Origin of the sequence: Pseudomonas edaphica (assembly GCF_965277385.1) — a bacterium.
Lineage (GTDB): Bacteria > Pseudomonadota > Gammaproteobacteria > Pseudomonadales > Pseudomonadaceae > Aquipseudomonas > Aquipseudomonas edaphica.
The window spans coordinates 1,911,370-1,925,129 of the sequence record NZ_OZ255725.1; the positions used below are offsets into that span (position 1 = coordinate 1,911,370).

Annotated in this window: 16 protein-coding genes; 4 read left to right on the forward strand and 12 right to left on the reverse strand. The window is 56.1% G+C overall.

The genetic code is table 11. The features are described from left to right. Window position 1: 1 nt before the first annotated feature. The 10 genes from ACQY47_RS08680 to ACQY47_RS08725 form a co-directional block, all read right to left on the reverse strand. The gene (locus ACQY47_RS08680; protein WP_428556935.1) at window positions 2-1,534 is read right to left on the reverse strand and encodes a phage tail protein; all 1,533 of its coding nucleotides are present in this window, start codon (window positions 1,532-1,534) and stop codon (window positions 2-4) included. Continuing rightward, a complete protein-coding gene (locus ACQY47_RS08685) occupies window positions 1,535-2,164 on the reverse strand; it encodes a phage tail protein I (RefSeq protein WP_169985340.1) in 630 nt (209 codons plus the stop codon). Further along, window positions 2,161-3,156: a baseplate J/gp47 family protein gene (locus tag ACQY47_RS08690; protein WP_428556936.1), complete on the reverse strand. Its 996-nt coding sequence runs from the start codon at window positions 3,154-3,156 to the stop codon at window positions 2,161-2,163. Before ACQY47_RS08690 ends, ACQY47_RS08685 begins: the two co-directional genes overlap by 4 nt. Beyond that, window positions 3,153-3,485 carry a phage baseplate protein gene (locus ACQY47_RS08695; RefSeq protein ID WP_428556937.1) on the reverse strand — a complete coding sequence of 111 codons (333 nt, stop codon included), beginning with the start codon at window positions 3,483-3,485 and terminating at the stop codon, window positions 3,153-3,155. The genes ACQY47_RS08690 and ACQY47_RS08695 overlap by 4 nt, the downstream gene beginning before the upstream one ends. 9 nt (window positions 3,486-3,494) lie before the next feature. Then, window positions 3,495-4,106 (reverse strand): phage baseplate assembly protein V, encoded by a 612-nt coding sequence (locus ACQY47_RS08700; protein ID WP_428556938.1) that lies wholly within the window; start codon window positions 4,104-4,106, stop codon window positions 3,495-3,497. 3 nt (window positions 4,107-4,109) lie between these two features. Next, entirely contained in the window at window positions 4,110-4,625 is a 516-nt protein-coding gene (locus tag ACQY47_RS08705; RefSeq protein WP_428556939.1) for a hypothetical protein, read from the reverse strand. 23 nt (window positions 4,626-4,648) lie between these two features. Beyond that, window positions 4,649-4,987 carry a phage holin family protein gene (locus tag ACQY47_RS08710; RefSeq protein ID WP_053254660.1) on the reverse strand — a complete coding sequence of 113 codons (339 nt, stop codon included), beginning with the start codon at window positions 4,985-4,987 and terminating at the stop codon, window positions 4,649-4,651. A gap of 285 nt (window positions 4,988-5,272) precedes the next feature. Further along, entirely contained in the window at window positions 5,273-5,431 is a 159-nt protein-coding gene (locus ACQY47_RS08715; RefSeq protein WP_017137056.1) for a hypothetical protein, read from the reverse strand. A 149-nt stretch (window positions 5,432-5,580) separates the two neighbouring features. Then, a complete protein-coding gene (locus tag ACQY47_RS08720; protein WP_428556940.1) occupies window positions 5,581-6,315 on the reverse strand; it encodes a LexA family transcriptional regulator in 735 nt (244 codons plus the stop codon). A 111-nt stretch (window positions 6,316-6,426) separates the two neighbouring features. After that, the gene (locus ACQY47_RS08725; RefSeq protein ID WP_170036395.1) at window positions 6,427-6,990 is read right to left on the reverse strand and encodes a recombinase family protein; all 564 of its coding nucleotides are present in this window, start codon (window positions 6,988-6,990) and stop codon (window positions 6,427-6,429) included. A 303-nt stretch (window positions 6,991-7,293) separates the two neighbouring features. Between ACQY47_RS08725 and ACQY47_RS08730 the strand changes: the two genes are divergently transcribed. After that, the gene (locus tag ACQY47_RS08730; protein WP_236460183.1) at window positions 7,294-8,361 is read left to right on the forward strand and encodes a fatty acid desaturase; all 1,068 of its coding nucleotides are present in this window, start codon (window positions 7,294-7,296) and stop codon (window positions 8,359-8,361) included. Between the two features lie 57 nt (window positions 8,362-8,418). Next, the gene (locus tag ACQY47_RS08735) at window positions 8,419-9,564 is read left to right on the forward strand and encodes a serine hydrolase domain-containing protein (protein WP_428556941.1); all 1,146 of its coding nucleotides are present in this window, start codon (window positions 8,419-8,421) and stop codon (window positions 9,562-9,564) included. A gap of 370 nt (window positions 9,565-9,934) precedes the next feature. On the opposite strand, the gene ACQY47_RS08740 is transcribed toward ACQY47_RS08735, so the two are convergent. After that, a complete protein-coding gene (locus ACQY47_RS08740) occupies window positions 9,935-10,111 on the reverse strand; it encodes a hypothetical protein (RefSeq protein WP_428556942.1) in 177 nt (58 codons plus the stop codon). Between the two features lie 136 nt (window positions 10,112-10,247). Between ACQY47_RS08740 and ACQY47_RS08745 the strand changes: the two genes are divergently transcribed. Both ACQY47_RS08745 and ACQY47_RS08750 read left to right on the forward strand, forming a co-directional pair. Further along, the gene (locus tag ACQY47_RS08745; protein WP_428556943.1) at window positions 10,248-10,922 is read left to right on the forward strand and encodes a response regulator transcription factor; all 675 of its coding nucleotides are present in this window, start codon (window positions 10,248-10,250) and stop codon (window positions 10,920-10,922) included. Beyond that, window positions 10,915-12,258, forward strand: coding sequence for a sensor histidine kinase (locus tag ACQY47_RS08750; RefSeq protein WP_428556944.1), 1,344 nt, complete (start codon window positions 10,915-10,917; stop codon window positions 12,256-12,258). The genes ACQY47_RS08745 and ACQY47_RS08750 overlap by 8 nt, the downstream gene beginning before the upstream one ends. Before the next feature lie 162 nt (window positions 12,259-12,420). On the opposite strand, the gene ACQY47_RS08755 is transcribed toward ACQY47_RS08750, so the two are convergent. Beyond that, a protein-coding gene (locus ACQY47_RS08755) for an IS3 family transposase (RefSeq protein ID WP_085985966.1) occupies window positions 12,421-13,583 on the reverse strand; the annotation gives its coding sequence in 2 pieces (ribosomal slippage) (window positions 12,421-13,328 and window positions 13,328-13,583; 1,164 coding nt in all). Window positions 13,584-13,760 lie beyond the last annotated feature (177 nt).

The following is a 13,760-nucleotide window of genomic DNA, read 5'->3' on the forward strand; positions in this document are numbered from 1 at the left end:
TTTAAACTCCAATAGCCCGCCAGAAGATATTCCAAACACCAGGTGAACCCGAGACCCCTTCTTGAATTCTTAAGGTTACCCCCTGCTTTGTTGCACTACCGCCAACACAAATAACAATTGCACCTGCCCCGCCCACATGAGTTGCCACAATGTTGCGCATCGCCCCGGGAAAGGAGACAGGGAAGGTGACATAGAGATTTCCAGAGGAATCGCTTACTCCATAGCCCCATTGTTCAATAAGGCCAGATGGTTTCTTCTCAAAGCCATTTTCCCCCGTACTGGCAGAGAATTGGGCTGAGTATTTCAGCGCTGCGGTACCATAGACACACCACACACCCCACTCTTTAACGAAGGAAGCGCTCTCGCCAGCAGCCATTGTTATCGAGCTAAGATAAGCACCTTGCGGACTAATCTGCTGGCCTGACTTACTGGCCACAACAACGGTGCCGTTACTTCGACAGTGCATCGCAATAACCGAACCATCTGGCACATCGGCGATATCCGGCAAGGTCACCGTATAGCCAGAGTTCCCCCCCAAACCACAGGCGAAACCCACGTCCTCAACGGTAAATTGCGTCGCGGTAGTAATATTACGAATACCGATAAAACTGCCTCCAGCCTGTTTGACAAACTCGGTCGTTGCCAACGCCTTACTGTTGTCAAATCGTGCAGGAGTATTCGCCGAAGGACCAATAAATGCCGGCGACCTGAGCGGTGCAAAACCAAACGTTATGTTCTGAAAGACCAGCGAAGTGCTACCGACAACAATCGAACCGTCGGTAATCAGCTGCCAAATCGTATCGGCGAGCGTTGCACCCTGCTCAACAGTCACCGTCATCGCAGGTGTCATTTTGGTGCTGGAGTCCGCATCTTTAGCCCGAACCCACGCAGTGTTCGTCACAACATAAAGCCCGTTATCTTTCGCAGCCAACTGGTTTTTGACAAGAACCCGGTCCCCCGCAATAACAGCCACACCATCAATTGTTTGCGCTGCACTCAAGGAGATGTTTGCCGTGGTCGCCACGCGAACCGACTGCTTGGCATCAAGCTTGGCCAACTCATCAGCCACATACCCCGTCACCCAAGCCCGCGTTGCCTTAACCACTGAGTCATCAATCAACAACGTCACCAGCGACGCATTACTGGTCTCGAAAATCGACCGAATATAAAACTCTTTCCCCGAGCCAGACGTTGCCAACACCGGCTTGAACGACTCCGGATACTTAACGATGGCGTACAAAACTCCGGTATCCGTCCAAAGCCCAGCCTCACGCACATACCAGCCACCCACCTCGGGTGGAATAGTCACTTCAGCCAGCAACCAGCTCGGATTTTTTTCATCCTGAAACAACGCATTCAATGGCCCGCGCCACACTTCACGTTTCAGCGCTTTTGCGGTGGCATCGGGGTTGTAGACAGCGCCATTGCCATCACCGACCGATATTTGCGCAAGTTTGATAGGCACACCAGCAGCCTTGCAGGCAGTTTCATAAGCAATCCCTGCGTTGGTCAGCAAGGTATAAAAGTCGGCCATTTAGGACCCCTGTGGATAGATAGTGACGGTTTCGACGCTGTAGAACCCGGCTGCCAAAAAGGCCATGCCGGACGCTTCAAGCCCCTCGATAACAATCGGATAGATAGTGGTCAGCTCACCGCAGACAGTCGCAGCGCCGACTGAATGGCTACCAAACGCGCTCAACCCGACCGTGACGGTGAAAATGTCACGCTCGCTTTTGGCCTCTGCTAGACGCAGATCCAGCCTCGCGTCGATTTCTTCGCTGTACGGCAGTTCGGAGTAAGCCCTGATGGAAAAACTGAAAGGATTACCTCGCGGCGACTGCTCATACCAGGCCCTTACCTCAGGGATCAGTTGCAGGCCTTTGGCAGCATTTTCGAGTGCTGTACGGGTACCGGCCTGTCGAGCGGTTGGCCAGGCGAGTTTTACCGTCGCACGCTTTTCAGCCCCGGCGGCAGTAGAACTCCATTCGTTCACGCCACGATCCGCTGCGAGATAAGGTAAAAAATCCGTAGGCGTTTGCGAGGGGTCCATCAACGCGGGGAACGGTGGGGTTACTCGCTCGAGTAACTGACCGAAGCCTTGGTCCAACGCTTTTTCCAAGGGCGAACTGTTGGCGGGGAGCAGGCTCGGTATGCGCTCACTCATAGCGTGCGTACCTGTACTTCCACCCCGGTGCAATAAGGCGCCTGAAAGGCCGTCGCAATAATCGGTGCCAAGGGTTCAAAGATCTGTAACTGCGCCGCCCCGGCGCTGTGAATCGCATAGTCAATCCAACTCGGATCCACCCGCCCCTCCAGCCGATGACAAGACTCTGCATAGTCCTGTAGCAGTTTCTGCGCGGCAACTTGCGTGAGCCCCGAATCCGGGCCGGCATTGATCTTCGCAACCACACGGATTTTATAAGGCAGGATCTGCGCACCTTGCACGCTAACCAGATCGGTCTCCGGCCGCACATCCGGCCGTGCGAAATGGCGACGAACCCCGTCAAGCAAATCGGCGGACGGCGTGCCGTCGCTCTCACGAGCAAGCACAGTCACCATCACTTCACCGGGCGCTGTTCGACGAGCGTTACCGTCCTTGACCTGCGCGGCATAACCGTCGGGATCAAAGGTGTAGCTGACCGTCACCACGCCCGGCGTCGCGCTTTGCACCTTCACCGACGGCCGTTCACCCAGGGTAAAAACCTCTCGCCGATACTGCATCCGCGAGCCGGCTGCCGGTGCATGGGGCGCCAGGTAATAACGCAAGCGAGCGTCGTCGTCACTCTCCAACGTCGGCGGCACCGGCGGAAACGCCGCCGGGTCGCCTGGATCGAGCACTTGGCGTTCCAGGCCCATGTCCGCCAGGCGCGCATCCAGGTTGCTGCCGGTGGCCCACCACGCCAGCATCTGCTTGATACGGGCATTGTATTTGCGTTCGTGGGTTTGCAGCCTTACACAAAAGGCTTCCAGGGCCAGGGTCAGCAACTCGCTTTCGTTGTCGAGGCTGACCTTGAGTTTGGCCGCGCTTTGCGGTGCTCGGGTGGCGACGTAGTCCACAACAAACGCCTTGAATTCGGCCAACAACGGCTCGAACTCATCCACCGCAATGATGGCCGGTTCTGCCAGTTGGTTCTGGCCGGGGATCAGCATGCTCATGTCACGACCTCGAAGGTTTGTTGGCGGTTTTGCCAGGTGCCGGCGAAGCGCAACAGCAGGCCGGCGCCTTGGCGGGTGGCGACGATGACCTGGGGTTGAAAATCGCCGATGCCGTTGTGGCTGTTGTAGAACGCCTGCGCGGCGTGGCTTTGGGCGAGTATCAGCAGGTCGTCGCCGAGGTTCTGGCCGAGCAGTTGCGGGATCAGCGAGCCATATAGCGGGCGTTTCTGCCGAGTGCCCACGGGGGTGGTCAGCGCTCGGGTGGCGCGCTGCACGAACTGCAGCCAGTCATCGACGGCTGCCCCGGTGTTTCGATCGATGCCGAGCATGGGATGTCCTTATCGAGGGCTGATGACGCGGCCTTGATGGTCCACCAGCGGGCCGCTGAAGTGCGCGCCGCCAGCGTCCAGTACCAGGCTGGTGCCGCCGATTTGCAGGGTGATGTTCTGGGCGCTCATGACCAAGCTGGCGGCGCCGACTTTGACGTCTACCTGTTCGCGCGAACCGCTGAACGTGGTGGGGCCGTTGACCCAATTGAAAATGTGGCTGGCATCGTCATAGTCGCTTTGGGTGCCGTCCTGGTGGCGTCGTCGGGTCAATGTGGCAACACTGGAGACGGGCGGAAACTGACGACTGTTGAGGCCGAACAAAGCCACAGACTGCCCACCGCCTTCGCCGCCGCCGTAGTTGAGCAACAGGCATTGTTCACCCACGGACGGGATACGCGTTTCGGTTTGTGCGCCTGCGCTGGGGTTGAAAAAGCGGATCGCCGGGGTGAGCAAATCACCGTGGCTGACCTTGCAGGTATTGCTGGCGGCATCGACCGACTGACACGTGCCGATCCGACAAAAACTCTCGGCGCGTCGATACAGGTCTTCAAGTTGGGTTTCCATCTCTGCCAGGCGCTCGACAATCGGCCCCAGCTGCATGCGTAACAGCGCGTCGAACATGGGCTACTCCGCCAGTGGTTTGTATTGGTCGGGATCGTCGATGTTCGACACTTCCCAGGTGCGGGCAAACAGCGGCTGGCCGGTAGGATCTGTGAGTAATACCGGCCCGATGTAGACGGTCTGGGTGAAGGAGACAGTCCAAGTGTCGTAGTCCGTTTCTGCTGCTGTTGAAGCAACCGGAGCGGCGACGATATTTATCGGCAAATCGCACTGGGCCAATGGCAGGCCCCAACGGTTATCCAGCACTTGGTCCATTAGTTGGCTGGCCAGGTCGCAGGCATCAAACGGCAGCGCACCCGGCGCCACCATGGCCCGGAGCGAAATCGTCAGGGCGTGAGCCTTGCGCCCTTCGCGAGAGCGAATGCCTGGGCCATTGCCTTCGACCGTGATCAACACGCCGGTTTTATCCAAGGCGCCCTGAAAATCCTGGTGATTGCCGACCTTCAAGTTCGGGAAGGCCGCGTGCAGCGCCGCGCCGATGGCAAGGGGCAGTTGGGAGGGTTTTTCGATAAGGGTCATATTAAGTAGCGTCCTTGCAACGGTTACTGCGGGTCTTGGCCGGAGCCTTGGTTGACCCCGATGCGCTTGGCCGCCCAGCGTTCATAAAGGCCGATGGCGACGTCGGCACCGGCCATTGCGGTGAGGCAACCAATGGCACCGGCGGTCCAGATCGACATGCCGGCGGCGTAGCACAGCATCAGGGCTGAAACCCCGCAGACCATGCACGCGCCGGAGCGCAGGGCCAGGCGGCGGATCAGCGACCAACCACGTGCGCCCTCCTTGTCGGCGCGCCACATTTCGCCGGATACACCGCCGATCACTGCCAATACGATGACCAGCCAGATAGGCATTTCCGCTAACGCTTGCTGTTCATTTGTCATGTCACGCCTCCTGGCTGAGCACTCAATAGTCCATTTTTCATTTACACATGCTTCGATAGGTCGGCATTCCAAAAAGCCCGGTTGCCCGGGCTTTTCAGTAATGATGTCCTCGAACGTTCGGCGCTACTGGCGCGGTACGGTTCTTTCCTCAATGTTTTTCCGACCACGATCCCTGTCTGCCGGATAACTGCTTCTGGTGCTTTACGCTGCACACCCGGGTCAGTTGCCAACCCTCTGAACCGTTAAGGCCGGTTCATCGCTGCCTGTTTTTTTAAAGCGGTGTAACTAAAGAGCGTCGGCATCCTTGCCGGTGTTGCCTGGCATCCCTGCCATCGCTTCGATGGCGTCCTTGCCGATGTTGCGTGCCTTCCTTGTCACTTTCCTTGGCAGCATCCTTGCCGCCTCCACCACCTTGTTGGCTGGCTTGAGATGGAGAATATGCATGTATGCATATACAGTCAATGCACAAATGCATTTATTTTTGCTATCGGAATGCACCAGCGCATTTCGAACCTTATGGGCCAGGGGTTTACCGGTTTTCTACGGTCGAAAAAAAGCCCGCACATGGGCGGGCTTTATCTTACGCAAGGAGGTTAACGGGCGTACATGCCCCACCAGAACACATGGCCGAGGATGCTGATTTGCTCATCCTGGATATCCTGGAAGTTGTAGTCCTCGTCCGGGTGCTCATCGCGATTGAAACTGCGCAGGCGAATCCCGGAAGGCAGGCGGTAGAGCTGTTTCACCCGTAACTGGCCATTGTGATTGATGGCATACAAGTCGCCGTCGACGATATCACCAATGCCGCTCTTGCCCGCATTCACCCCAACCGTCGCGCCGTCGCGCAGCACCGGCAACATACTGTTGCCACGCACTGTCACGCATTTGGCCTGGTCGAACTGCACACCGTTGTGGCGAAGGCTGCGCTTGCCGAACCGCAGGCTGGCCTTCTCGCTTTCCTCGATGACGAATCTTCCTGATCCAGCAGCCAATTCAACCTCGCGCAAAAAGGGGATCGACACCTCGTCATCATTAACGGGCGTGTCGTCGTCCCACAGGCTTATGTCCTTGAGTTCCGAATGCATCGGGTCGCGCCCGTCATCGCGCCCAGCACCCATCGCCGCGCGCCCGCGCAAGTGGTCGGTGCTGACGCGGAAGTACTCGGCGATGCGCGAGATGTGCTTGTCCGACGGATCAACGATCTTGCCGCTGAGGATCCGCGAGAGTGTGGATTGAGGCACGCCGGTACGCCGGTGAAGCTCCGTGGGGGAGATCCGGTCGCGGTCCAGCAGCTCTCTTAAGACGGTTGAAACGTTGCGTTTTTGCATAACGGCGATAGTGCCGGGAGTTTTTGGGGTTGGCAAATGCTAAATTGCATATTTTATGCAATATCAAAAATTTTCAACCTCTGCCCGGCTGCGTTCGGCCGCTGACACGCCCTATGAGGGTTTCAAATAGCGATAAAGTGTCTGACGACTGATATCAAAATCACGCGCCAATTTAGATTTGTTTTCTCCTGCGCTGGCTCGGCCAATCAAACTGACCACCTGATTGCCAGACAGTTTTTTCTTGCGACCGCCGTAGCACCCACGGACCTTTGCGGCAGCGATTCCGGTTGCCTGTTTCTCCCTTCTTGTGGCGCGTTCGAACGCCGCAATCCGCTCCATTACCGCAATGATGGTCTCCACAACCTCAAGACAGTCATGCCGGAAAATCAGGTTTTCGTTTAGAAACTCCAGCGTTACCTGCTTTTCAATCAGCCGTCGAATAAGAGTACACAGTTGTTCGGTACTGGAAGTCAGCGAGGTCATGCTATCGACCACCACGGTATCCCCGCACTGCAGGTAGCGAATGAGTCTTTCCAGGCCAGCGCGATTTACCGCCTCGTCTGCTGCCTCATCGCAAAACACCGCGTCAAATACATCACGGCTGGGTATGTTCTCGATGCTATCGCAGGGCGCTTGCAGAGAGTGCCGGAAATATCTAATGCGATAAGATCTCATGGTGCCTCCTTGGCAATAGTTGTACAAAGTCCTTTTTATACTTGTACAAACTGTAACTAAATCACTAAATCCTTACACATCCGTAACACTGAAGCCACCCAAAATACACAGTTGCAAAGACTTGAACTTGTCTTATCATTTTGAGGCCTGGATTAATCCTAACAAGTTTTTGACACAGCGTCGATTTTGCATTCATTGGATTTACGCAACAGCGTTAAATACCCATTGTTTTCCAGTTCAAACAGTTGACGTGGCCGGCTTGACAAGGCTGGCAATTCCCTGACGCAAGCAGAGGATGAATGGATGAAAGTCTTGGAAAAAGCCGTTGAAGTTGATCGGCTAACTACCGATCAGGAAAAGATCGATACGGTTACCCGCAGCATTACCGAGCATGGCAATTACCTGCGCGAACGTTATCCGATCTTGCTGCGCCAGGATGCGCTGGGCGCAAGTGTCATGGTGTTTTCACTGGTGGGCATGGTTATCACAGGAGGTCTCTACATCAAGGGTTTTATCCCCGCATGGCTGTGCATTTTTATCAATGCGCTACTGACTTCGCTTATTCATGAAATCGAGCATGACTTGATTCATCGTCTTTATTTCAGGAAAAAGCCACTGGCCCATAATGCCATGATGTTTTTTTGCTGGCTGGCCCGACCGGGCATGCCCAGTCCTTGGTTAAGACGCAGTCTGCATTTTCACCATCACAAAGAGTCCGGAACTGATTCAGATGTCGAGGCCTGGATAACGACCAGTGGTAGCCCGTGGGGAATACTGCGCTTATTGAAACTGATGGATGGTTTTATATTTGGTTTTCTAAACGCGATTTTTGCACCTGGATGGCGGCAAAAGATTAAGTTGTTAGGCAAGATTATTCGGCTCAACACACCTTTCGGCCTGTTGTATTGGGGGTGCTGGTATGTGTTCCTTGGCTACCACGCAACTGTCTGGTTTGGCTCAATCATGGGCCAGGAGGTTCACCCTTCCGCTGCAACGCCGGGGTTAATCGAGATAGTTAACAGCGCCGTTGTTATTCTGATCGCGCCTAACTTAATACGCCAGTTCTGCCTGTTTTTCATCAGTTCAAACATGCACTATTATGGCGATGTTGCCGCGCGCAATCCGTTACAACAAACTCAGGTGATGAACCCCTGGTGGTTGTGGCCGTTCCAGATGTTCTGTTTCAACTTCGGCAGCACGCACAGCATTCATCACTTTGTGGTCAGAGACCCGTTCTACCTTCGCCAGATGACGGCACCCCATGCGCATAAAGTTATGGCGCAAGCCGGTGTCAGGTTCAATGACTTCGGCACCTACAAGCGCGCGAACCGTTATTCCACGAAGCACGCACACACTCGGTCGCGGGGGTGAGTGCCATCGCGCTCGCACGTATCAAGGGCAGCACTACAACGACAAGGAGTCTGAAGTATGAAAGCACAAGGGATCTGTGCGCAGCAGTTCGCAGCGGTCAGGCAAGCCTTCGAGGACATTTTTGATGATCCGCAGGAGCGTGGTGCAGGGCTGTGTGTGCAAGTAGACGGAAAGAAGGTTATCGACTTATGGGCCGGTACGGCGGATCAGGAAGGCACCACGCCCTGGCGCCACGACACGCTGGCCAATACCTTTTGCGTGGTAAAACCCTACGTCGCGGTGGCCGTGCTGATGTTGGTTGAACAGGGCAAGCTGGAGTTGGATGCATCCGTGGCCCGCTACTGGCCTGAGTTCGCCCAAAACGGCAAAGCCAAGGTGACCTTGCGTCAGGTGATGAATCACACCGCGGGCCTGCCGGCACTGCGAGCCCCCGACCATAACGCCATGATGTATGACTGGGAGCATATGGTGCGGGTCCTGGAGGCCGAGCCGCTTTGGTGGGAAGCGGGAACAGACCTTGGGTATGGCACCACGACGTTTGGCTGGATCCTGGGAGAGCTGATTCGCCGGGTGGACGGGCGTGATCCCTGTGTCTTTATTCATGAAGAGATTCTGGATCCCCATGCCCTCGACGTTCACCTTGGCGTGGACGCAAAAGACTTTCATCGCATTGCTCGTTTCGACGCTGCCAGCGGACGCATTGGTGACAGTTACTCGCAAGCGTTGCGCACGGTGCTCAAAAACGAGCCATCGCACATTGCGACACTCGCCTTCACCAACCCCGGTATGGTGCCCAGGCGGACCAGTGACCCACGCTGGTGGGCCTATCAGCAACCGGCCGTGTGCGGGCATGGCACAGCGCACGGTTTAGCCGGTTTTTACACGGCATTGATGGCCGGACACTTTATCGGTCGCGAACTGCTCAATGAGTTCACACGAGAACACAGTCACGGCATGGACCGGGTCTGGATGCGCCCAATGCGTTATGGCTTGGGCTGCATGCTGGAACAGCAACGTGACCCGACGGCTTCCCACGCAATGGGCCCGGGCACCTTTGGCCATATCGGGCTGGGTGGTCCGATCAGCTTCGCCGACCCCGAGAGGCGAGTGAGCTTTGGGTTTGTCACCACGACTTCGGGCAGTCATTCGATGATTGATCCTCGGCCTGGAAGGCTGTCATCACTGGTGTATGCAGCGCTTTGAGCGGGTTGACCTGCGGGTGGAGTTCTTGGTGCCTGGAATGTGCCAACCGATCAGGGGGCGGATTTATTGTACTAAAGGGTGTATTTGAGCCGTTCACCACGCGGTGAGTCTTGTTGGGTCCTGCGCCCCGTCGACGCCCTCTGATTCACTTTCATTGACTATGTAGCAACTGTCCGCGCTACGCCTGCCGTCGGTGTAGACCACAAAGCCCCCGAGCCCTTTGTCACAATCGTGCAGATACACCGGCGACAGTTCTCGTTGCTTATCAACCTGCGTATTCAAGCGAACGATATAGATCCCCATGGACACCGTAACACACACAATCACTGTGAGGCATATGGCTACCTGCCAGGCGTAGCTGACGCGGTCGTTATGGCTGTGCATTGGCAACGCCGTACGCACGTGCCTGCTCGATGTGCTGGCCCATCAGAAACCAGACGCCACCTCCCAGACGCACAAACTGCCCCCGAGACGGCAGGGCGCTGACCATCAGGCCGAAAAAAATCAAGGCTAACAAAGCGCCTTTGATCATCGAGGACAGGTTCATGGCTGTGCCGCTCTCTGGATATGAAGAGCCTGAGCTTAAACAGGGACGGGTTAACGTCAGGTAAACCTGCAGAGAACCCCTGCCGACTTCCGCTATCCTTCGGGCCATAAATGACAAGCGTCCAAGGGGACATCCCGTGCATATTCACCTGCTGCTGGTCGAAGACAATCTCGATCTGGCCACTACCGTCATTGAATACCTGGAGATCAGCGGCATCGTCTGCGACCACGCCAGTAATGGTCAGACCGGTCTTAACCTGGCACTTGAGCAGCACTACGACGTCATTCTCCTGGACATCATGTTGCCGCGTCTGGACGGCCAGCAATTGTGTGAACGGTTACGCCAGCAAGGCAGTCAGACGCCCATCTTGATGCTCACTTCATTGGATGCGCTGTCGGACAAACTCGCCAGCTTTGCTGCGGGCGCTGATGACTACCTGGTGAAGCCATTCGAGCTGGCCGAACTGGTGGCCAGGATTCGAGCACTGAGCCTGCGCCGCAGCGGCCAGGCCAGTCGCCTGCAGGTGGATGACTTGGTGATGGAGTTGAGCACCCGTAAAGTCAGTCGCGCCGGGCAAACACTGCATTTGTCGCCCATTTGCTGGACCTTATTGGAGCACCTGATGCGTGCCAGCCCAGAACCCGTACCACGGGAACGCCTGGAAACAAGCATCTGGGGCGACGAGCCACCCGACAGCAATACGCTTAAAGTCCATATGCATCGACTGCGCAAGACGGTAGACAAACCCTTTGGTCGACCCTTGATCCACACGCTTCCCGGGGTCGGTATTCAGGTAAAACCCCATGCGTAACGCCCTGAGTCTGAAGTGGGTGATCAGCGGGAGCTTTCTGCTGCTGATTACTGTGGTCCTAGTGATTTACAGCCAACTGCTACCTGCATTCACTGTGCGCGGGTTGCTCTACACCGCCAGTGCAATGATGGAAGAAGAAGCCCAGTATTTCACCAGGCACTACAACAACGACCCGACCACGCCGCCTCCAAGCAACTACTTCTATACCGGCGTCATCGGCAAGCAGGCGTTGCCGGAAAACGTTCGCCAGATACTGGCGACACCACCGAGTCTGTCCTTCGGCGCGGTGCATATCTTTGGCGACCTGTACTCCGATGACGACGACGCGCCGATTCAGATAATCCTCGAGCAGCCCCTGGGTGATGGCAAAATTCTTTATATGTACGACGTCGACCATGATCATGAAGCCGGAGGTGAGGTCGAGACGCCGCTGTCCGACGCCTACTTTGACCAGGTACTGCGTAGCGTTGCGCTGATCAGCCTGGCGGTGTTTGTGCCGGCGTTGATCATCATCGCATTACTGGTCTGGTGGTTGGTCCGCCCGCTGGGGCGTCTGGCCCAATGGTCCAGTACGCTGAAAAATCCGGAAGCCTTGTCCGGCAAGCGGCCGGACTTCAGCTTCAAAGAGTTCAACATGCTGGCTGATGTACTGGCCCAAAGCGTTGAGCAGGTTCAGGCCGCCAGCCTGCGCGAAGAGCGCTTGTTGCGCTATACCAGTCATGAACTTCGGACCCCGCTGGCCGTGCTCAAGGCCAATATTGAATTGCTGGCCATGCAGTCCGGCGGCGTCCTGCCACCGCCCTTGCAGCGTATCGAACGTTCGGTGCTGAACATGCAACTGATCGCCGAGACCTTGCTGTGGATGAGCCGCGAGAACCCCGAGCCATTGCCGCAGGAACACATTGACGTCAGCGAGTTGGTTGGCGAGTTGATTCAACAGCATCGCTACCTGATCGGTAACCGAGATATCGACTTGATGATCAACATCCCTACCGAGCCCTGCCTATTGCCCCCCACGGCGTGTCGCATTGTGATCGGTAACTTCCTGCGCAATGCGCTGCAATACGCAGAAGACGGCAGCGTGGAAATCAGTTTCAAGTACCCTCAGTTGCGCATCGTCAACCACATCAGGGAGATCAAGTCGCGGCAGGAATCCAACGATTTTGGCTACGGGCTGGGGCTGCAGTTGATGCGCCAGCTATGTGCAAAACTGGGCTGGCAGATTGAAGTGGTGCTCGAGCAACAACGCTTTACCGTGATTCTCGGCTTTACCCGCGTGCGGGCCTTAGATAATGGGGGAAGTACAACGAAGGGGACTGATTTATTTTCTGGATAATAATTAAGATCTGTCCCCTTGCCGCCCCGGTCTATGCGGCGCTTTGAGTGGGTTTGCCTTCGTGCGGGAATAGTTAAGGGGGGAAATTCATTTCTGTGAGGCAATATCCCCAGTTGCCCTCATACCCCCACCACGCTACCCTCCCCTCCGTCGCTGTAGTGGTCAACTAATCCCGGACACGACGTTAAGTTTTTCCTCGGCCCGCGCTGGCGCCAACCCATCGTTGAATTGGTGAGGCCGAATCCAGTTGTAGCGATGCATCAAAAAATGGCTGATATCGCGCTGTGCTTCCTGCGCAGTTCGATAGCCCACGGTCGGTATCCATTCTGTTTTCAAGCTGCGAAATACGCGCTCCATCGGTGCGTTATCCCAGCAGTTTCCTCGTCGACTCATGCTCTGGCGCATGCGGTATCGCCACAACCGCTGGCGAAAGAGTCGGCTTGCATATTGCGATCCCTGGTCCGAGTGGAATAGCAGATCCGAAGGCCTGCCACGCTGCTCGTAAGCCATATCCAGCGCTTTGATCACCAGCTCAGCGTCTGGCTTTTCCGACAGCGCCCAGCCCACGATCCGACGCGTACAAAGATCCAGGACGACAGCCAGGTAATGCCACTTTCCTTGCGCCCAAATGTAGGTGATATCGCCGCACCAGACTTGATTGGGCGCTGGCACGTCGAACTCGCGGTTCAATGTGTTCGGGATATCCAGTCTTTCTACTGTTGCTCGTTTGTAGGCATGGAAGCCGGGTTGTTTGCTGACTAAATCAAGCTCGCGCATCAAGCTACGCACTTTGAATCGACCGAGTTGCTCACCGTCTTCACGCATCAGCGACAGGATGCTGCGACTGCCCGCAGAGCTGCGACTTTGCGAGAACAGCTCACTGACGCGACTACGCAATCGAAGCCGTTCAACATCCGGCGTGCGGCGCCGCAGGCGCTGGGCGTAGTAACACGAGCGAGTGACGTCAAACACCTTGCACAGCCAATCAACCGGCTCATGGGCGCTCAACTGGTCAATCAGCGCGAACGCTCGTGATCTTCCGACATCAAGAGCGCAGTAGCCTTTTTTAGTATTGATTTCTCTCGCTCAAGCCGAGCAATCCGGGCTTCCAGCTCCTGAATTTTTTGCTGTTCCGGAGTCAGTGCCTTGCTCTGCGGGGTAACGCCTTTATGTTCTTTCTGAATCTGGTCAACCCAGCGGCGCAATGCCGATTCACCAATGCCGAGTGAACGGCTGGCTTCGATGTAGCTGTAGTTTTGTTTGAGCACAAGGTCGGCAGCCTCGCGCTTGAATTCAGGAGTAAAGGAGCGGCGTTGTTTGGTCATCTGACACCTCGATCTAGCGAGCATTCTCGCCTAAATGGGTGTCCGGTTTCATTAGACCACTACATCGCTGCCAATTCAGCGACCGGGCCTGATAACCCGGCAAGATGCAGGCGCACCTAGCGCCCCCAAAACCCGATTTGCTGGCGTTTTTTTTTCGCCCACCATTTCGTGCAATGG